Genomic DNA, 20,392 nt, shown 5'->3' with positions numbered 1-20,392 from the left:
CCATGAAGCGTTCGATGATTTTGATGCCGTTCCTCGCCGTAGCCTGCACGCAGGAACCTCCGATTGCTTCAACTCCCGCTGAACCGGCTGCACTGGCGTTTGAGGAAAAGGTTATCAATGTTCCTGGCTTTGCAGACTTTTTGACGGTTGATGGTAATACAGTGTGGACCACCAATGATGGCCGGGTGGAGCAATGGTCCACCACTAAGAAGCTGGCCAGCGTTGCAGTGCCAAGGCCTTGCGGAACAATGACATTGGATTTCGGCTCCCTCTGGGTAGCCAATTGCCAGGGCGGCGAGGTGTACCGGATTGATCCTGAAACATCCGCAGTGCTGGCAAAAATCCCTGCAGGAATGGGGCCGAGCGGTGAATTGAACATCGTTGCCACTGCCGGGGCCATCTGGGCACCTGACCAGACTGCCGGAGCAATCTCCCGCATTGACCCTCGAACCAATAGCGTGGTCGCCACCATCAAGGTCAGCCCTGCCACCTCTTACCTTGCTGCTGGTTTCGGTGCACTTTGGGCGGTCAGTGGAAAAGCGGGCACACTCCAGCGGATCGACCCTGCAACCAATACTGTGACCCATACCATCAAACTTGGGGAAATGCCCGGCTTCCTCGCCGCAGGGGAAGGCGCAGTGTGGGTGCAGGAGCAGAAAGACGGTACGCTTGCGCGGATCGACCCGAAGACGGTGGAAGTCATCACCCGGATCAAGGTCGGGGAATCGCTCAAATGGGGGGATATTGATACCGGCGGCGGCAAAGTCTGGCTGCGGACAACCGATGATCAAACCTTTGTGGTGATCGATGCGAGCACCAATGCCATCCTCGCGCGTGAAGGTAAGCCTGAAGGCAGTGGCGCGCTGCGCTACACGCCCGAGGGTATCTGGACGAGCGCACATGATGTGCACACGCTGACGTGGTGGGCTGCTGAGAAAGACTAGCCAATATATGTGCGATTCGCTGAGCCGTTGATAGATTATTACGTGAAACTGCCGTTTAGAATTCACTCCGTCACGCTCAGCGCTTCCAAAATCCCTATTGTGTACACAAAAAACCTTGAAATTCTGCGAATGCGAACGAATTTTGCAATGCAATAAAAACGCTCAATTAATACTCTTGACGGTTTAAGTAATATCTATAGCGTGTGCTCTATCGCCGCGTAGAATGGCTGATAGGGTGAGGATCTGCAGCATTGAGCCGGTTTCTAGCTCGATAATGGAGATTGTTTATGGACAAAGCAACGGACCGTCATAGCTCCAAAGTGGACGCCTATGGTGTTGCTGCCGAGTCAGTCGCGCAACCCTCTCAAGCGTATACAAATGTGCTGGTGAACCTTATTCCGCCATTGACTGTTGGTGCGGTTGTCCTTTTTTGGCTGCTCTCACCACGGAGCCTGACGGAAAATCCTCTGTCGATCATGATAGCAGGTTTTGTCATCAGCTTTGCCCTGCTGGGGTTAGAGAGGTTGTTTGAGCGGCATGAGGGATGGCGGCTGACGTGGAAGGAATTTGCCACCGATCTGTTTTATGTTCTCCTTGTCTACACCGTGATCGGCTGGGCCACAGAGACCTTTGCTGATGGGCCGCTGGCTTCTCTCAAGGGCCAGCTTGGCATCACAACACCCTGGATCATGCAGATGCCGCTGGTGCTACAGGCAGCGCTGATCATCTTCCTGATCGAATTTGGGCAATATTGGATGCACCGCGCGATGCATGATTGGTATCCGCTATGGCTGACCCACGCGCCGCATCACCATGTCACGCAGCTCAATGCGATGAAGGGCTTTGTCGGCAATCCGATCGAGTTGTTCCTCATTAGCCTGAGCATTGTGGCGCTCTTGGATGTGGATAGTGTGGCGCTGTTCTGTGCATTGAGTGTGCTGGGTGTAATTTCCGGCTTTGCCCATGCCAATATCCGATCCGATCCCCCGCTTTTCTATTCCTACATATTCACCAGCATCCGTCATCACAGCCTGCACCATACGGCGCTGAGTTATGAAGATACGCGGTGCAATTATGCGAATTCCCTGATCCTGCTTGATCGCATCTTCGGCACCTATCGCGAAGGGGAATCCAGCATCGTCGGGCAGGATGAACGCAAACGGCTGTCGATCTGGGAACAGTTCATGTTTCCGTTCCAGCCGGTCATAGAAAAACTGAAAAAGAAACGCGGTGCGGAGACTGGGGCCGCAAAGGGGGAGCCATGAGAATGCAACCAAAGGTCTAGGTCGGATCGCCAGGTCACGCTGCATGACAGCAACCCGATAACGGGAACGGCAAGGCGGCACTTAAGCGCAAATTCTGGAACACAAGTCCGGCTCCGGCTCGCTTCGGGGTGTGGGAGGACTCAACTCAAAAATTGGGGGCAAGAATGACAAGTCGCATACAGTTCAAGGTCGGTCTTCTATCCGCAACCTTCATTTCAAGTGTGATGATGGCAGTGCCAGCCATGGCCGAAGATGCCACCGCAGGCGTGGCCGCAGACAGCACTGTGGCAGATGATGAGGACACCATTATCGTAACCGGTACACGCCGCGCCACGACACTAATGGATACGCCGATCAACATCACCGCCATTGGCGCAAACGAACTGAACAGTGAGCGGATCGACGATATTCGCGACATTTCTGACTTCATTCCCGGCATGACCGTTTCCGACACTGGCGCCGGAACCACAGGTTCTATCGTTCTGCGCGGCCTCAACGCTTCGGATGTGGGCGACGGTGGCACGAATTACGATGACTCACTGGGCATTTATCTGGGCGAAGTGCCGCTTTATTATGACTTCAAACTGCTCGATATTGAACGGGTCGAAGTCCTTCTTGGTCCGCAGGGGACATTGTTTGGGCTTGGCACGCTGGCTGGTAACATCCGCTACATCCCCAATCGCCCCAATGCGACATCGTTTGAAATGGCTGCGCATGGTCGCACCTATGTGAAGTCGCATAGTGGCGACATTGGTTATCAGGTTGATGCGATGGTCAATGTACCGATCGTGCAGGACCACATCGCCTTCCGCACCTCGACCGGATATTATTATGATCCGGGTTTTATCGACTATCCATTGCTGGTGAAGGAACCGGGTGTATCGCTGCCGCAACCAGACGGCCCCGACAGCATTTCGGAGGCGGGATACGACGCAAATTTGTACAAAAAGAAAGATCTCAATTTCGAGAAGACTTTCACCACCCGCAACCAATTGCTGCTGCAGACCAGCGAAGATCTGAAGCTGACCCTGACCTATGCCTATCAGCAGACCAAGACAGATGGCGCACAGTCCAACAGTGCAGGGGTGCTGGGTACTGGCCGCTATGAAAATGCCAGCCGCTTTGAAGAGCCGGTCAATCGCCACGCCCATCTGGCCAGCGCTGAAGTCAATGCCAATATCGCGGATATCGTAGATCTGGTCGCCACCGGTGCCTACACGGAAACAGTCTATCACGGGAAGGCCGACGTCACCGATCTGCTGCTTGATCTCGACTATGATTACGAGTTGTTCCCCGCCTTTGCCGCGTGGAATGAATCCGATACCAAGCGTAAGCAGAAGAATGCAGAAATCCGCTTTGTTTCACGCCATGGCGGGCCTTTCCGCTGGGTGCTTGGCGGGTTTTACAATGAAAACAAATATCATAGCGACTATGCAGAGCATATTCCGAACCACCCATGGGTGGATGCAGCAAGCAACCCGGAAGCGCTGGAATATGTCAGCTATGTTGAATCGAAAGTCACCGAAAAGGCGATTTTCGGTGAAGGAACTTTCAACGTAACTCCCCAATGGCAGCTCACGGCTGGCGCGCGCTATTACAAATATACCTCATCCCTCTCTGGCGCTGCTGCACTTCCGGTACTGGGGGACCCGCTCAGCCCTTATGACTTGCCTGCCAATGGTGGTAAGGCCGGGAAAAGTGGCTGGGTATGGAAGTTCAATAGTTCTTACAATTTCAGCCCTGACTTCATGGTCTATGGCACATATTCCAAGGGCTATCGCATTGGTGGCCCCAACCGGGTGGCACCATGCCCGGCGGATATCAAACCGGGTCAGCAGATCATCTGCGCCCTGCCGGACGAAATGCAATATGGCCCGGACACGACGAAAAACATCGAACTCGGCACCCGGATGCAATTGCTGGATCGAAAGGTAACGCTGAATTTCAACCTGTTCCACATCGACTGGAAGGGCATTCAATTGGATTCAGCTACGCTCTACGGTGCGACCGGGATCACGGTGAATGGCGGCTCCGGAAAATCGAAGGGCTTTGAAACCTCCTTCTCTGTGCGGCCTGCAACCGGCCTTTCTGTACAGGGTACCTATTCCTACACCGATGCCAAGCTGACTGAGGATGTCCCCGGTATTCTCACAATCCGCACGACGCCGGGTGACTATTCCAACCGGTTTACCCAGCTCGACGCATTGTCAGGTGATCGTCTGCCAGGTTCTGCCAAGCATTCAGGCAGTCTGGGCGCGACATACACCATGCCGCTTGGTGATGGAGATCTCACTGCCAACTGGACGGCAACCTATCGTGGCAATATCGTTACACGGCTTGGTTGGGACCGGGCTTATGGCGATAAGCTTCCGGGCTACACAACACATCGCGCATCGCTCACCTATGATTGGGACGATTTCAGCCTGACCCTTTTCGCCAATAATATTTTCGACAAATATGCGGTGGTCTCGGTCGCCAATGACCGTTCTCGGATTGGTGTGAACGATGGCGTAGCGGTACGCTATTATCGCCAAGCCGTTCTCAACCCTCGCACTGTTGGGATCGAAGGGCGCATGAAGTTCTGATCTACTGATCTCGTAGGAGAGGCCATGCGGGGCGCTTGTGGGTAAACCGGCAAGCGCCCCGTTTGATTTTGGACTAAGTAGCGCTGCCTTAATCCAGCGCGATATTTTCTGCCTCAAACCATGCGTGCACCGGTTCCAGATGCTGTGCGTGGACACGCCATTTTCCGATAGCATCCGAATTGAGCGGGCGCCGAACCTGAGCGGCACTCGGCGTTGCCACGGCGGCACTGTTCTGGTGGAAGGACAGGCAGGCCGCATCCCATTCAAGGCCGCAATGGTCCAGCAAGCGGCGCGTCTGTGCCTCCTGATCGGCCACCAGTTCTTCGTAAGATAATTCCAGCACGCGGCCAGGAAAGAGCTGCCGCCACATGGCCATCAAGCGGTTAAAGCGGGCGTAATAGCGCGCCGTGTCCATCAGATCGTAGGAATAGGCGTAATAGGCTGACTGGCTGGCAAACAAATTCTTATAATTGCTCCACACCGTGTCCATCGGATTGCGGCGCAGGCAGACAATGCGGGCATTGGGCAGCGCGCGGGCAATGTGGCCGATATAGAGGAAGTTGGCGGGCAGTTTGTCGGTAAAGCGGGGCTTGCCAGCGGGGCGATGATGGCTGGCCTGCGCTATATAAGCAGCACCCAGATGTGCCGGATCAATTCCGTGGCTTGTGGCGATTGTTTCCGGATCAAGCACTGTGCGCGATGGTGTGCCCGCAAGCCGCTTCACCGCAATGGGCATGGCTTGAAGCTCTCCTGCAGAACCCACATCGGAATGCGAGGATATGATCCGGTCCACCAAAGTCGTTCCGGTGCGCGGCATACCGACGATGAAAATTGGGGCGTCGTCTGGCGTTTTTGAACTGGAGGCAACGGATTGTGCCGGATCAGCGAACAGCGCTTCTATCGCGTCAAAGATCGCCTCATCCTGCGCAAAGCTGTAGCCAATACTTCGCTTATGGGCGTCATTCGCGGCAGACAGGTGAGTGAAGGCTTCGCTATCGCCGAGGTCTTCCAACTCTTTCGCCAGCGCATAGTGAATACGGAGCGCATCATCAGAATTGCCAGCGTGCAAAAGCGCCGTCTTCAGCCTTGTGACGTGATTGTTCTTCGCAGTCTGCCGGGAGAGAATGGCGAGGGCATAATGGGCCCGTGCATTGCCGTGATCGGCTGCGAGCACATGCTCATAGGCGCTGCGCGCCTCTTCCACACGGCCGGTAAAGCCGCAAGCCGCAGCGAAATTATAGCGATAATCGCCATTGTCAGGTTCAGAGGAAACAGCCTTGCGGAATGGTTCAATCGAGCCTTCATGATCGCCCAGACGGGCCAGAACGCAGCCGATGGTATCCAGTGTGCGTGCATCATCTGGATTGAGCGCAAGGGCCTTACGTGCAGTCTCTGCCGCTTCACCATCGCGGCGCAACAGGCTGAGCAGCCTTGCTAATTGGGCGACATGCTCTGCCACCGGCCCTCGGTCCACCGCAGCCTGAATCAGTGGGATAGCCTTGGCCACCTGTCCGGTTTCCGCAGCGGCAATGCCAAGCAGGAAGTAGCCGGCTGGCTGGCTGGTATCTTCGAGTACCAGCGCTTTTGCCGCCGATGCCGCTGCACCGGGGTCGCCGCGCTTCAGCGCGCTGCGGGCCTGCGTTTCCAGCGAATTAAGAGAAGTTTGCAATGGAGGGCTCGTCTGTTTCATGGCGAGCCCAACATCACATTAGTGCTCAGCGGCTGGAAGCGAGCTGAACCTGCGATGGGTTGGCTGCCATTCGGGTTTCGATCTGGTTGCGAATATTGGCCAGAACTTGCGTGCGGCATTCCTGTGCCTGTGCATCTGCGTTCAGATGGACTGAAGCAAGACCATCGCCGCAAACGGCACGCGCGGCTGCATCCATACGGATGGCGAGGCGGTTCTGTCCGTCCACAGTGGAGAGGTCCAGCCCATCGAGGCGGAGCGCCACCTTGTCCTGAACGAAAGGATCGGGAGTGGAATTTGCCATAGCCGGCGCAGCAACTGCGCACATTGCCAGGGCCATAAGGCCTGCCTTCATCATCATCGTCTCCTGCAAAGTCATAACACCGCTCTGCGGCGGCTATCTTTGGGGATATGCTCATACCGGTGTGGATGCAAGGATCGACGAGTGAATTGCAGCGTTTCAGGAGATACTGACCTCTATTGAGGCGAGCGATGTGATATCGCCCAGCAAGCCAATCGGCAATCGGGTGGTGGCGGATGTGATGCGGTTTGTTTCCGGGTTGCGCAGCGAGACGTCCAGACTCCGAGCACGTGGGGCGGACATCTGTCGAACCGCTTCAACCGGCAGAACGATGCGCCATTTGTTGCCCCCTTCTGCCTTCATATCCTGCCCGTTGAGGCTGATAATCGTGGCGGGGTCGTCACGATAACCCGATATTTCCAGACAGCTTTCTGCGCCGCAACGGACCAGTTCGGTTCTGGGCGAAAATTGTGCCCATGCCGGCGAAGCGATGGACCCCATCGCAATAGTGCCAAGCAACAGGCAGAATGACCACGACCGCATGCAAACCTCCTCACTTCGCGCCTGGAAAGACGCGGATTGCTGAAGTTCTCCTGCGGATATTGTTTTTGTAATTGCTGCAGATGCTAAGAGAAATGTGCGCTGCGTCAAGCGTTTAGAATGGGGAGGTGATCCCAAACGAATAGGCTGCGCTTTATAGACCGATCTTAGCAGCCATCTAATCAGCGAACTGTCTGAAAAGATGGTGGGCGCGGCAAGGATTGAACTTGCGACCCCACCTGTGTGAAGGAGGGGGGTGCGGACAATTGCGGCTTTACCTGAACGGAAAAAACCGTAAAAACAAGCGTCAATGGTCGTGGTTGTTCACCGCCGTTTTACAGGTTTTTTACAGGATTTTTGAGGAAGGGTGGTTCGGGGAGAAGATGCCTGATCTGAGCCGCATTGGGGAACGGGAAAGGTTGGTGCCGAAGGACAAGGGCGATCCGCATTGGCAGCGCCTTCGCCAAGGCTGTTACCTCGGATACAGTCCGTCATTGAAAAAGGTCGGCGGGACGTGGTTTGCCCGCGCCTATAATCCGGATACCAACCGTTATTCGCGCAAGTGTCTCGGAGGCTACGGGAAGCTGAGCGGACACGACGTTTTCAAGCAGGCAAAGGCCGATGCCGAAACCTGGGCTGATACCGTGGAGAGCGGAGGGGTTCGCGCCGCCAGTCTCGTGACGGTTTCGGATGCTTGCGAAGCATATTTACGAGAGAAACCCGGTGCAATTGCAGAGGGCGTCTTCCGACGCCACGTCTATTCCGATCCGATCGCAAAGGTGAAGCTCGACAAGCTGCGGAGGCATCATTTGCGCGCATGGCGCAAACGGCTGGAGGAGACACCTGCTTTACTCACAAGGAGCAATAAGGGGGAAAAACGCTGGAAGGAACGCGAGAAGTCAACTGTCAATCGAGATATGGTGCCGTTGCGCGCAGCCTTAGGTCAGGTGCTGTTGGAAGGACCGCCGAACACAGAAGCTGCATGGCAAGAAGCTTTAAAGCCACACAAAGGTGCCGATAAACGTCGTCCATTGTATCTTGATAAAGCAGAACGGAAGCGATTGATCGATGCGATGAGCGAAGAAGCTAAGCCGTTCGTCAAGGGCCTCTGTCTGCTACCACTTCGCCCAGGCGCGCTCGCAAAGCTCACGGCTGGCGAATTCGATGTGCGCACTCGTTCGTTGATTGTCGGCTACGATAAAAACGACAATCCTCGCCAAATTTCGCTGCCACCCGTGATCGCCGATTTCTTTGCCAACCAAGTGAAGGGTAAATTGCCGGGCGCCTACATTTTTTCGCGACCGGGTGGAGAGCATTGGAATAAAGACGCTTGGAAACACCCAATCAAGAAGGCTGTCGGCCGATCCGGACTGCCAGGCGCCGTGTCCGCCTACACCATCCGCCATAGCGTCATCACGGACCTCGTGCGGGCCCGATTACCTATCCTTACAGTCGCACAGCTGTCCGGCACGAGTGTCGCAATGATAGAAAAGCACTATGGGCATCTCGTGCGTGATGATGCCGAAGAGGCTTTGGCGACGCTTGCGTAAAGAAAATTGGAAAATGCGGACAGCATCTAGGTTGTCGTTGGTCGCATTTTTCGGCCAATCTATTCGCATGCCTTGACGAGCTCTACATCGCACTAGGCCAATTTGGCTGCGTGCCGATGACGAACTACACGGTAATTGATAGCCAAGGGTAAGTTGGCACAGGCAAGCGGATGACTCCTCTTCAACTTGCCAAGCTTGATCAGGAACATAATGAGAGAAATGGAATATTTTAGAAAGATTTAGAATCTAGCAAGGGCTGAGAAACCCGCGTTGCTAGCGTCGCTTATGCGAGCATCTCCGGCAGTGCGAAAGCCGGGACGAGAAACAGTGAGAATTTATACCAGCGAAGCCTTCGAGACGAATACCTGCTCAGCCAATATTGCTGTTGAAGAAAATATTGAAGCGATGATCCTTCTGGATGGGTTACAGCCATCGATTTGGTGCGGTTATAGCAACGCAGCAAAAGCGATTGGTAGGGTCTGGAATGGTGCCAGCAGCTTATCGTTCGGAATTGCTCGTCTGAAAGCTGGCGAAATGTCGGCCTTGCTTTGTCATCTTACAGAGAAGCTCGAAGCACTTGGTGACGACGGCATTGCGTTGCCAACTCGAAATAGCGTGCGGCTGGTGGAGGCGCATGTAACTAACGACGAGCTCCTGATTGTCGACTTCACTATCGACGGCGTTTGTATTCCCATCGCTTTCCCCGACCATCTTTTCCACGAGCGCGGGCGCGATTGGAAAGAGTGTCTCTCAGTTCGCTATCTTGAACACGTCGACGCAGCTCGAAAGCATCGCAAGGAGCTGTCAAAACGCGATATAGCTATGCGTAGCAGCTTCGCGGCGTTGGTCAGGAATATCGGACACGACTGTCGAGGGGCGTGGCTCCGAATGAGTCCCATTAGTTGCCTAAGCACGATTGGTTTCGACCGTGACCCATATGACCATGCGTTGGTCATATGGGATGAAAAGCTCGACGAAAAGTTGGAGGGATACACGGTTTGGAACGCCAGAGAATTGCGTAGCTTAGCTCCGATTTATAGGAACGATCAGCGTCGTTTATTCAAACGCCGCAGCAAAACGAGAGAAGCTAGCGCCTTGGGCATGGTTGATACCGTCACCGAGGCTCTCCTTCAGGCTTTAGGTAGACAGGCCGAAGGTGTCTGGGCGGAGTGCGTGGAAAAAATGAGAAGGGGTGAGGAAATAGGCTTTTCGCATCTCGGTAGGAACGGAGCCGAGTATCTTTTTGAATTTCGACAGGGTGTGCTTTCGTGCTCAATCCGGTTCAATGGTGGCATCTATACGGCTGGACGACTTCAGTTAAATAGCGAATTGAATGAAACTCTCTATGCCTCAGCCAAAGGGCGGCTCCTCTCTGATTTCGTTGATCATCCGGCTTTCCGACAGTCGAAAGTGAAGATTAGCAAGGTTAGTAGGTATCAGGGTGCTACTGAGCTTCACCACCAAATTCGGACGAAATTGATCTATCCTCAGGTTCAATCCATTGCTCGTCCGATAGGTGGGTGATGGAAAGGGAAGCTCTCGACAAACAAGGGACTTCGCGTTGGGTCCTTCGATTGCAATGAGGATCTAAGAGGAGCGCTAGATGGCGGTGAAGCGGTTAACTAAATCCCAGGCACACCGGCTCCTGAGCGAAGAGCTCGAACGCGTCGGCTGGGATGGACCGTCGACATTTACGGTTGAGGATGGCTCTCGTCCCCATACCCATGACCTTGATTGGTGGCACGAGCGGACACCGGGAAACGAACGTGCGGACACGCGGCGCAATGTTGCTTATCTGAGCGCCTATCACCGCATTGCCGAGCCGCTCGGCGGCAGAATGTTTGCGGGAGGCTTGCTGCTTGATCGCAGAAAACTTTGGATGGATCGATCTGTGATGAGTCGTCTTGAACGGGATGGATATGTTGTATGGGTCAAACCAGATCGAGGGGAACCCTGGTTCGAGATTACGGATGCAGGCCGCATGCTAATAGAAGAAGATGGTGGCGAACCGGGTTGACCTTGCTAACCCTTGAGAATGAACAGCTTCTATAAGTCCGGGGATCCGCTTTATCCCGAAGCGCTCAAGCAAAAGCAGCGAGAGTTGCGCGATGGTTTTCCGCTACCCCTTACGCTGCGGGTTCATCGGGCGCTGAGCTGGCTCAGGCGCGCCGAGAATGAAAAGGACGATCTCGACGTCCGCTTCATCCTACTTTGGATCCTCTCCATCCTTTTTGATCGCCTTTATGTGCTGCGCAACCAGCTCGTGCATGGCGGTGCCACTTGGGACAGCGGCGCAAACCGTAACCAGGTGCGAGACGGGGCATCCCTGCTTGGCTGTTTGCTGCCTGTATTCATAGACCTGATGATGGACAATCCGGATGCCGAGTGGGCGATGCCGATGTATCCAGTGGTTGAAGAGTAAGAGGCTTGGCGGGCGAAGACTGGACTGCCCCGGAGATCGATGCTGCCGTTGCGGACTATTTCGCAATGCTAACGGACGACATCGCAGGAATTCGTTACAATAAGGCTGCGCACAATCGAGGGTTACAGAAGGCGAACCTTATTGCTTCGCTTGCTGAGCTCTGTGTGAAGATGCTCTCCCATCGGCCTTCGAGTGACGCATTAGGCGTGGTCGTGCCTCCTTTGCTCACGGTAGTGGACTAGGCGAAAGATGGCTCGCATGGCGAAGCTCGACCGTTTGCTCACTCTAGTTAAGGCACTTAGCGAAAGTGCGGAAGGCCTAACGCTTGACGAAATGGCGCATGAGATTGGCGCGGACCGCCGCACCGCCGAGCGGCTGCGCGATCTCATCCTCGTCCATTTCGACCTCGAGGAGACGATCGAGGATCGCCGCAAGCGCTTTCGCACATCAGCTGCACTCCGCCCTGCTGTTGGGCTTGTCCTAGTAATGGCTTATATGCTTCTTACCATCCTTGGCCCCTTTTGGACCGGGTAAATCAACAGCACCTGCTACGATCATCGCTTGATACTGCTCCCATAAAGAAGTCTGATCGCGACCTTCGAGCAGGTCGAAATTAAGCTCGCGCCAGAAAGCTCTTTGCCTACATGGCAGGGACCGGAAGCTCGTTCAGTTCTAGGCGAGCCTCGGCCCAGTTCGGATAGTTCTTTGTGAGAAGTTCGAAGAATTTCGGGCTATGGGTTGGTTCGAGAATATGGATCATTTCGTGGACCACTACGTATTCAAGTAGGTCGCGGGGCTTCTTCACGAGCTCGGTGTTCAATCTAATCGTGCGCTGCGCAGCGTTACAACTGCCCCACTTCGTTTTCATTCGTTGGAGGAAGTAATGTTCGACGGTTACGCCCAAACGCGGCTCCCATTTTTTGATTATGGGCGGGAGGGCTTGGTGCAAAAGACCGAGGTGCCACCGATGAATGATCTCGGCCCGCCTTGATGCGTCTGACCCAGGCCTGACACAAAGATGGATGGTTCGATGGTCAACGGTCACACCTTGTCGACCTTCGCGCTCTTCGACCTTTAGGAGGTGACGCCTTCCCCAAAGATAATGGCTTTCGCGTGTCACGAACCGCCGCGGTGACTCGCGAACTTGGCCCCGGAATCGCTCCTGCTGCTTTCGTATCCAGCCTAGGCGTGTAATGGCGTAGGCGCGAGCCACTTCGATCCGTGTGTCAGTCGGTGCAACGAGTGTGACGCGACCTTCCGGAGGATGAACTGAAAGGTGGACATTCTTCACTGCCTTTCGGGTCACTGCGATCGACAAGTCAGCGATTTCGATTGTCTCGACCATCAATACCCCGGTTGGCTCTTGATGATTTTGAAGATCGCCATGGTAGCATCACGGTCGCGGTCGAAGAGGGGGAACAGTGTGTTTTTAACTTCCTTTTCTCGGATGGGATCGCCTTTCCATCCTGCGGGCGCGCGCTCGCGGACAGCGATGTCCACTTCGAGTGCTAGATTTGCTCTTTCATCATCATCTGACGGACAAACGAATGTCGTTGCCGGGAGCGCTGTCAAGTTGCTGTAGATCACAGCGGCTTCACGGTTGCCTTGAAGCACCGCCGGTAGCCCCGGATCGGCTTCCTTTTCCGCTAGCTTCCGAACCAGTTCCTCGGCTTCGCGAAGAAACTCTTCGTAGGCCTCCGCACTCTCGCGAGCATGCTTGATTAGGTCCTCGAGCAGTTTGGACATCTCCTCATAGAAGCGCGGATCGGTTAGTTGCTCGCGGATGATCGTCTTGCGGATATTATTGATGATCCCCTCGGCGATCGCGTTCTTCGAAAGCTTGCCTTTCTCGTTGAGCTGTTTGGCAATGGCATCGTGGATTCCGGTTTCAATGATCGCTTCGGTGAGCGATACCTTGGAGAGCGTTCCAAGAGTGTTGGCCGCCTCTGCCTCAATGTAAGTGTTCAGGAGATGCCGCATGTCCGCCTCGTAGGGCTTGATGTCGAGCTCCTCTCCCGAGTGTCGCTTGACCGCTGCGCGCAAGTCCGCATACGCCTCGACTTCTCCAACTATCTCGGCCTGCTCTGTCGCTGAGTATCCCGCCTCTTCTAGGTTGGCGGCCAGCGCACCATACGCTCGCACGAACGAGGCAACCGACTTGTAGAAGGCGATCCGCAACGGTTCCGTCTCTAGCAGCGCCTCGGGGCTACCGGCATCGCCGCAGAAATATCGCAGGAACTGCTCGACCTCGCGAGGCGGCGGAACGGGTTCGCATAAATAGTGCAGTTCCTCGCGGATAGCATCCAGCCGCGCCTTACCTTCTTCGAGCCATTCCTTGATCGTGACGTTATTGTCGCCGCCGTCCCCTTGGTCGACATCGAGCTCGTCGGAGCTGTAGATTGCGATTGCCTCTTGGACCTTCCCGAACAGCTCCTTGAAGTCGACAATGTAGCCATATTCCTTATCGTCGCCATCGAGTCGGTTGGTGCGGCAGATCGCCTGAAAAAGATTGTGATCGCGCAGCGTGTCGTCGAGATAGATGTAGGTGCAACTTGGGGCATCGAAGCCGGTGAGAAGCTTTGAGACGACGATGATCAGCTTCATGTTCGCTGGCTCATCGATGAACCGTCGCTTGATCTCCGTTTCATAGGCTCCGGTGCTCTGACCGCTCGCGAGCACAAAATTCGTGTAAGTGTCGAATTTGTAGCGTTCATCGCTCTTTGCAGGTTCACGGGAGACCGCGTTGTGGTTCGGCTCGAATGAGGTGACGATCCCCACTTGGCCAGCCAGACGGGTGCCCTGAAAAAGCCGGAAGTATTCGCATGCATCGCGAATGGAATCGGCGACTAGGATCGCTGTGCCGCGATCATCTGACAGGCGAGGCTTGAGATCGAAGTCCTTGACGATCTCAGCAACGATACGCTGTTTGCGACCTGTCGAACTGAGTAGCTCTTCCATCCTCGCCCACCGCTTGCGAAGAACTGCCTTCTGATATTTGTTCAGGCCCTTAGTCTGCTTCTCGAACCAAGCGTCGATGGCAGCTGGGTCCGTCATTTTCTGCGGCACGTCGCGGGCTTCGTATTTCAGGTCGAGGACCACCTTGTCCCGCACGGCTTCCTGAAACTTGTAGGTATGGATGTAGGTCCCGAACACGTCTCGCGTGGTCTGCCGGTCTTTCTTCAGGAGCGGCGTGCCGGTGAAGCCTACGAAGATCGCACCCTCCAACCAACGCTTCATCTGTTTGTTCATGTCACCGCCCTGCGTGCGGTGACACTCGTCCACGAAGACGTAGAACCGGCCGTGCACCTTTGGCGGCGGACCCGATAGGTCGGTCGTGTCGAATTTATGGATCAGTGCGCAGATCAGGCGGGGCGAGGGGGAACGAAGCCAGCTCACGAATTGATCCCGCTTCGTCACCCGCGGAGAGGGTGCATCGGCTGCGGTGACACCGGCGTTTCGCATCACGCCCTCGATTTGCTTATCGAGTTCGTCCCGGTCAGTAACGATGAGGACACGCGCATCGGGATCGTGTTCTAGTATCCACTTGGCCAGCAGCACCATGAGGATACTCTTGCCCGAACCCTGCGAGTGCCAGATCACGCCGCCTTCGCGTTTTGCCAGCCGTTCCTGGGCCAACTTTACGCCGGTGAACTGATGCTGCCGTGGCACCTTCTTCTGGCCGGCGTCGAAAATGACGAAGTGCCGGATCAGGTCGAGAAGGCGCTCCTTGCGCAGCATCTGACCAACTGGCCGGTCCAGCAAAGCACCTGGAGCGAGATCGTCGGTTGGCGGGTCCTCGTCACGCCATTCCACGAAGTAGGTTTCGGGCGTTCTCATTGTTCCATAGCGCAGCCCTTGGGTGTCGTTGCCGGCGAGCAGCAATTGCGCGGTGGCGAAGAACGGGGCGTTGAATATCTCTTCTTGGTTGGAGATCAGCTGCCGGATCCCATCGCCGATCTCGACAGAGGAGCGCTTTAATTCGATTACAGCGACTGCAAGCCCGTTCAGGTATACTACGAGGTCGGGACGCCGCTCGTGGCCGCCCCTAATGGTCACCTCTTCTGCCAAAGCGAAGTCGTTGGTGTCCGGGTTATCCCAGTCGACCAGATGGATTGTCTTGAAGGGCTCGTTGGCTGAGGTCTGGACGTCCACTCCATAGCGCAGCAGCGTGTAGGTGCGCATGTTCGCCTGGTAGAGCGTGGTTCCGGTGACCTCGATCGCCTGCATCAGTTTGGTCAGCGCCGCGTTGATCTCGTCAGACGTGTAACCGCGCGCAATCAAGTTTGCGCGTAAAAGCTCGGGCTCGACGCAGCGGTTCTTGTCGCGCTTGGACCAGTCACCGAGATAATCATAGCCGAGACCGCCGGTCGCTTCGGGCTCAGTGATGAAGCGCACCAGGCGGTCCTGCGTCACCCGTTCGCTGCGGGGCCGGTCAAACATCGACAAGCTCCTTGGTGGCGTCTTCAACATTCTCAATTGCAAGACGCACGCGGCCCGTCAAAAGCGCCTGCATCATTGCCTGCTTGAGCGACTGAGTTTTCTTAATTCGAGCCTTTAGCAAAGCGAGTTCCTGATCTGCCGCCGTTATGACTTCTGCGATAGCCAGTTGCTCATCGACGGGTGGCAAAGGGATCTCCAAGCGAGCGAACTGTTGGCCGTTTATACCGGGTTGCCCGCTGCGCATGGAAACAGTTTTCACCCAATTCCAATAGGATCTAGTAGTGGTGTAGGCAGCAAGAAATTTCGATACTAGTTTTTCAGGATTGGGACGGGCTAAAATCAGAAATCCCGCGTATACAAGCTGCCCATCTTCTGGGTCGTATAGATAGGTTTTGCCAGTCGTGGCGCCGGTTCTTGCAAAAACTATGTCGCCTGGTTTTAGAACGTAGCGAGTGTTGTGCGATTCCACGCTCACCGGCGGCTTAGGAAGGTAATCACCTTCTTCCGTAATGTCCGTAATACGAATGTATCGGGGCAGGGTGTCAGAGAGAGGAACTGCGGGCGCATTGATGCCATAGCTAGGCGGCGCAGTTAAACAATCTCCCAGCTTTGCGAAGCTCCATTGCTCTGAAAAGCCTGCTAGTCGCTGCTCTCCGCTGAGTAGGCGCTGCATGGTGGCGGTGCGCAGGTCGCGCTTCTTGGCGAGCAGCTTGGTCAACGCCCCAATCATCGCATCCGTATCCGCCAGCGCCCCCGCAATTGCCTTTTGTTCGGCTAGGGGAGGAGCTACGATCTGCAGTTTCTTGAACGCCGGCATGTAAATCGTATTGTGCGTGCTCCCGGCCATTAACCTTCGCCACGTCGACCCCATCGCCCGGAAGAGATGCACGAGGTATTCATTATAGAGGTCTGGGCCGCAGATATAGTTGGCAAAGTCTTGACTGGTGGCCATCGGCTTCGTCATTATTGAAGCCTTGCCGACGGTTGCCGTGCGCGAAAATACGACTGTGCCTGCAGGAAGAAGCCTTGCGGACGATCGTGCAAGCCCAAGTTCACTGATCTTAACTGATGTGTCGGCGATGAAGGTATGTTCGAGTGCCAAGGTGTCGTGCAGTGACACCCATGGAACCGTTCCGTCCCAATATGCCGCCACCTTCTTGCTTGGTGTGTGGCCACTCTCGAGTTGAGCGTAGTCGGATATCGGACGATAATCCCAGGTCTCAGGGATGACCCCCGTTTCGACACGCTTGTATCCGGGCTTCAATTCCATGCCGCACTCATGGCTTTTAGATGACCGGCGACGCGCGCCGAAAGCGCTTCGAGCTCTTCCTCCAGCCGTGGTAACGGCGTAGCATAGCGTTCTGCGAGTGTTTGGACGCGAGACGCAAGGGTTTGGGCGACGCGCTGCACTTCGCCGAAAACCCGACCCTCGACTGTCGCTAACCACTTGTCGGCAACGACCAGTTCCTTGACCTCGTCCGCGCTCAGTTTCCCGTATTTCGCGTGGATCAGCTTCCAGAGCTTGTCCTGCGCCGCCTTGCGCTGCTTCTTGGTCTGGGCAAGCGCGTTCATTCCCTTCTTGTAGGCTTCGAGAGCCGCTAGCTCATCTGCGAAATCCGGGTCATCGCCGATCGCTTCCATCCGCGCGTTGAGCGCCTTGGCCACGATCTTCTGCTTGTCGCCTTCGCCCTCGATCACCTCGGAGAGCAGGCCGTCCTCGCCCCAACCTTCCTCGATCTGCTCGGCAAGATCCTGCTCCAGTTCGGTGATGTGCGCGTCCAGCTCGTCAATCGCGGCCTGCTGGGCTGCGAAGTAGCGAGCCACCATGAGCCGCGCCGGAACCAGGTCGGACGTGAAGCGGCGTTTGCCCAGCATGTAGTCACCCGGCTCGGGCCATTCCATCTTCCCGCTCTTGCCCTTGCGCTTGACGATTTCGCGCGGCTGCACGCCATCGACCCAGCCAACGGCCGCGATCAGATAAGTGTCATCCTGCAGGGCCTCAGCCCAGTAATCCATCAGGTGCTGATACACGTCATAGTGGTTGAGCATCGGGACATCCCGGAAGGCTTCCAGCAAATCCTCGGAGATATCTTCAATCAGCTCTTTCGGATTGTCGCCGGCAGCGAAGCTACGGCACGTCGCATCCGTCCTTTCGCGCCACGCAGTAAAGACTTCTCCGGCCGAGGCCGCGAACCGCCCGAATTCGGCGTCGGCCCTAATCGCATCTTTCACCGCTTCAGCGGGGAGCTTCATCGCAAGATAGCCGGGCCGCAAATCGTCGAACAGCTCATTGCGAAGGCCAGGCATGACATCCCACCAAGGCTGAAGCGCATCCACATCTCTTGCAGGAATGCCGCCGTTGAGATGCGCGTCGATATCGTGAATATCTTCCGGCTCGGACGTGTCGATGTAGCGCGCGAGGTTCAGGTTGAAGGCGTTTCGCTCATCCATGATCTCATCGAACGGGACCATGCGGGCGTATCCCGTCGCGGTCTCGCCCTTGCGGAAAGTGTCGACAATCCGGTGTATGTCTTGTTCGCGCAGGCGGTTCTTGGGGCCATCCTTGCGAGACCCTTTGGATGCGTCGATCATGAAGATCCCGCGGCGAGCCGCAGCGTTTTCTTTATCGAGCACGACTAGGCAGGCGGGGATCGTCGTCCCATAGAACAGGTTTGCCGGGAGCCCGATGATCGCCTTCAGGTAGCCAGACCGCACCAGCGCCTCACGTAATGGCCCTTCCGCATTGCCGCGGAACAGGACGCCGTGAGGGAGGACGCAGACCGCCTTGCCTGTGCTGTTCATCGAGCGGATGATATGGAGCAGATAGGCGTAGTCCCCCTGCTTTTTCGGCGGCGCTCCCCAGACGAAGCGGTTATGAATGTCCGCGACCGCTCCATCTTCGTCGTAGGAAAAGCCATTGCTCCAAGACTTGTCCGAGAAGGGCGGGTTTGCGACGACGTAATCGTAAGTTCGCAAGCGCTCGTTTTCCAGGAACTTGGGCGACGTCAGCGTATTGCCAGGCAGGATATTTGCGGTCGGGAAGTCGTGCAGGATCATGTTCATGCGGGCAAGACCGGCGGTGGTTACATCCTTCTCCTGGCCTTCCAGCGTGATCCGTTTGCCCGCTTCGGCGGCGACCTTGAGCAGCAATGAGCCGGAGCCACAGGTAGGGTCATAGGCGGTGGTTCCGGCGACGGAATTTTGGGGGGAGATGCCGATAACTTTTGCGATAATGCGACTGACTTCGGACGGCGTATAGAACTGGCCTTTGCTCTTGCCGCTCTCCGTCGCGAAGTGCCGCATCAGATATTCGTAAGCGTCTCCAAGGATGTCGTCGTGATCGGCACGGTTCTGCGCGAAGTCGAGGTCGGGACTGTTGAAAATCGCGATCAGGTTGCTGATCCGCTTCTCTTTCTCACTACCATCCCCAAGCTTGTTCGGATCGTTAAAGTCCGGAAAGTCGGTGCGAGCTAGCCGTTCGTTGGCTTCGACAAGCGGTTGAATGACCTGAGTGTTGATGAGATCGCCGATCTCCGGGTTACCGGTAAGCGCCACCATGTCATCAAAGGATGCGCCTTCGGGGATGACGATCGGAGGCTCCATGTCGTCGCTGTTCGCATATTTGTCCGACACATATTTGATGAACAGCATGAAAAGGACGTAGTCCTTGTATTGGGTCGAATCCATGCCGCCGCGCAGCTCATTACAGGACGCCCAGAGCGATGAATAAAGGTCGGACTTTTTGACGGCCATGAATGTTCTTTCTGCGATTGCTCGGCTCGCGATGTTCGTTGGTCCATGACAGGACCCGCGCCATTGCTCTGCTCGCCGCTGGCTTGATTTGAGGTGCTTGTCTCGCAGATAACGCCACGGCTCCAGCCGCGTCCAGTCCCAACGCAGCGCGGATCAACTACTTGGAGGTTGCGCAATTGGCGCTCAAAGGCTTAGTCGGTCTCGGCCACCGTCTGCTCGACCTCGACAGCATTTGGCTGCAAGACTTCTTCGTAGATTACACGAGAGAGCGGTTTGATCGTTTGGATGTCCATGGTCGCTCCCATCATCACGTGGAGACGGTCATGAAGAGCTTTTTTCGTTGGGAAGTTTCCAGCATTCAATCTTCCAGCTTTGGCTAGCTGAATTGCCGCTACCCAGAACGGCGTCCAATCATCCTGAATCCGCTTTTTCCCGCGCTCTGGCTTCGATGGTTTTCGTTCGGCGACAAAGCTCTCGACGGCGTCCTCATCGAACACAATATCGCTCAAGCGTATTGCAGGGTTTTCGCCTTGGCTCTCTAGTTCAGCTCTACCCCAAGTCCACACAGCGGCTTGCTGGGTCTGCTCTTCGATGCGCAGCCAATAACGTTTGATTTTAGCGAATTCGCCCGCATGGCCAGTTTCCAAGTAGAGCACCGTTGCAGTCCCCTGGATGCGGCCCCGGGCGACAGCATCTCCGAACTCGGTCAAAGCTTTCTGAGGGTTCTGGCATGTGAGCAGGAGCGAATGAGCATCTGGAGCTTTCATTCGCGGTGTCTCGCACGCTGATGGTTAGCAACTCGTTATTGGCTTACTTTGGGTGTGTTCTGATCACCTTCAAACCAAAAAAGCCTAAAAGCCCCCTTGGGCCCCGGTCGGATTCACCGCACTCAGCCTCGGTATGGT

At 55.6% G+C, this 20,392-nt stretch carries 16 protein-coding genes; 8 read left to right on the top strand and 8 right to left on the bottom strand.

What is annotated here, in order from left to right:
• Positions 1–2 precede the first annotated feature (2 nt).
• The 3 genes from GRI39_RS07090 to GRI39_RS07080 all read left to right on the top strand — a co-directional run bounded on the left by GRI39_RS07090 (position 3) and on the right by GRI39_RS07080 (position 4,794).
• Entirely contained in the window at positions 3–944 is a 942-nt protein-coding gene (locus GRI39_RS07090; RefSeq protein ID WP_246204946.1) for a Vgb family protein, read from the top strand.
• Positions 945–1,231: 287 nt separating this feature from the next.
• Positions 1,232–2,209 (top strand): sterol desaturase family protein, encoded by a 978-nt coding sequence (locus GRI39_RS07085; protein WP_160738993.1) that lies wholly within the window; start codon positions 1,232–1,234, stop codon positions 2,207–2,209.
• Positions 2,210–2,373: 164 nt separating this feature from the next.
• The gene (locus GRI39_RS07080) at positions 2,374–4,794 is read left to right on the top strand and encodes a TonB-dependent receptor (RefSeq protein ID WP_160738992.1); all 2,421 of its coding nucleotides are present in this window, start codon (positions 2,374–2,376) and stop codon (positions 4,792–4,794) included.
• A gap of 88 nt (positions 4,795–4,882) precedes the next feature.
• Here GRI39_RS07080 and GRI39_RS07075 read toward each other — a convergent pair whose 3' ends face one another.
• From GRI39_RS07075 to GRI39_RS07065, 3 genes are all read right to left on the bottom strand, one after another.
• On the bottom strand, positions 4,883–6,484 hold the full coding sequence (locus tag GRI39_RS07075; RefSeq protein WP_160738991.1) for a tetratricopeptide repeat-containing sulfotransferase family protein: 1,602 nt from the start codon (positions 6,482–6,484) through the stop codon (positions 4,883–4,885).
• Positions 6,485–6,509: 25 nt separating this feature from the next.
• Entirely contained in the window at positions 6,510–6,860 is a 351-nt protein-coding gene (locus tag GRI39_RS07070; RefSeq protein WP_246204944.1) for a UrcA family protein, read from the bottom strand.
• 81 nt (positions 6,861–6,941) lie between these two features.
• Complete coding sequence (locus GRI39_RS07065; RefSeq protein ID WP_160738990.1) at positions 6,942–7,325, bottom strand: hypothetical protein; 384 nt, start codon at positions 7,323–7,325, stop codon at positions 6,942–6,944.
• Between the two features lie 263 nt (positions 7,326–7,588).
• On the opposite strand from GRI39_RS07065, the gene GRI39_RS07060 reads away from it, so the two are divergent.
• The 5 genes from GRI39_RS07060 (at position 7,589) to GRI39_RS07040 (ending at position 11,828) form a co-directional block, all read left to right on the top strand.
• Positions 7,589–8,872, top strand: a complete 1,284-nt coding sequence (locus tag GRI39_RS07060; protein ID WP_246204943.1) for a tyrosine-type recombinase/integrase — start codon at positions 7,589–7,591, stop codon at positions 8,870–8,872.
• 327 nt (positions 8,873–9,199) lie between these two features.
• On the top strand, positions 9,200–10,396 hold the full coding sequence (locus GRI39_RS07055) for a hypothetical protein (protein WP_160738989.1): 1,197 nt from the start codon (positions 9,200–9,202) through the stop codon (positions 10,394–10,396).
• A gap of 79 nt (positions 10,397–10,475) precedes the next feature.
• Positions 10,476–10,889, top strand: a complete 414-nt coding sequence (locus GRI39_RS07050; RefSeq protein ID WP_160738988.1) for a hypothetical protein — start codon at positions 10,476–10,478, stop codon at positions 10,887–10,889.
• Between the two features lie 18 nt (positions 10,890–10,907).
• Complete coding sequence (locus GRI39_RS07045; RefSeq protein ID WP_160738987.1) at positions 10,908–11,294, top strand: hypothetical protein; 387 nt, start codon at positions 10,908–10,910, stop codon at positions 11,292–11,294.
• Positions 11,295–11,552: 258 nt separating this feature from the next.
• A complete protein-coding gene (locus GRI39_RS07040) occupies positions 11,553–11,828 on the top strand; it encodes a hypothetical protein (RefSeq protein WP_246204942.1) in 276 nt (91 codons plus the stop codon).
• A gap of 106 nt (positions 11,829–11,934) precedes the next feature.
• Here the strand turns inward: GRI39_RS07040 and GRI39_RS14830 are convergent, their stop codons facing one another.
• From GRI39_RS14830 to GRI39_RS07015, 5 genes are all read right to left on the bottom strand, one after another.
• A complete protein-coding gene (locus tag GRI39_RS14830; RefSeq protein WP_160738986.1) occupies positions 11,935–12,639 on the bottom strand; it encodes a M48 family metallopeptidase in 705 nt (234 codons plus the stop codon).
• Entirely contained in the window at positions 12,639–15,734 is a 3,096-nt protein-coding gene (locus GRI39_RS07030; RefSeq protein ID WP_160738985.1) for a type I restriction endonuclease subunit R, read from the bottom strand. The genes GRI39_RS14830 and GRI39_RS07030 overlap by 1 nt, the downstream gene beginning before the upstream one ends.
• Positions 15,727–17,004, bottom strand: coding sequence for a restriction endonuclease subunit S (locus GRI39_RS07025; RefSeq protein ID WP_160738984.1), 1,278 nt, complete (start codon positions 17,002–17,004; stop codon positions 15,727–15,729). The genes GRI39_RS07030 and GRI39_RS07025 overlap by 8 nt, the downstream gene beginning before the upstream one ends.
• On the bottom strand, positions 16,995–19,487 hold the full coding sequence (locus tag GRI39_RS07020) for a type I restriction-modification system subunit M (protein WP_160738983.1): 2,493 nt from the start codon (positions 19,485–19,487) through the stop codon (positions 16,995–16,997). The genes GRI39_RS07025 and GRI39_RS07020 overlap by 10 nt, the downstream gene beginning before the upstream one ends.
• A gap of 191 nt (positions 19,488–19,678) precedes the next feature.
• A complete protein-coding gene (locus tag GRI39_RS07015; RefSeq protein WP_160738982.1) occupies positions 19,679–20,254 on the bottom strand; it encodes a hypothetical protein in 576 nt (191 codons plus the stop codon).
• Positions 20,255–20,392 lie beyond the last annotated feature (138 nt).

The organism is Altericroceibacterium indicum (assembly GCF_009828105.1).
GTDB lineage: Bacteria > Pseudomonadota > Alphaproteobacteria > Sphingomonadales > Sphingomonadaceae > Altericroceibacterium > Altericroceibacterium indicum.
This window is presented reverse-complemented; position numbering and strand designations above follow the sequence as displayed.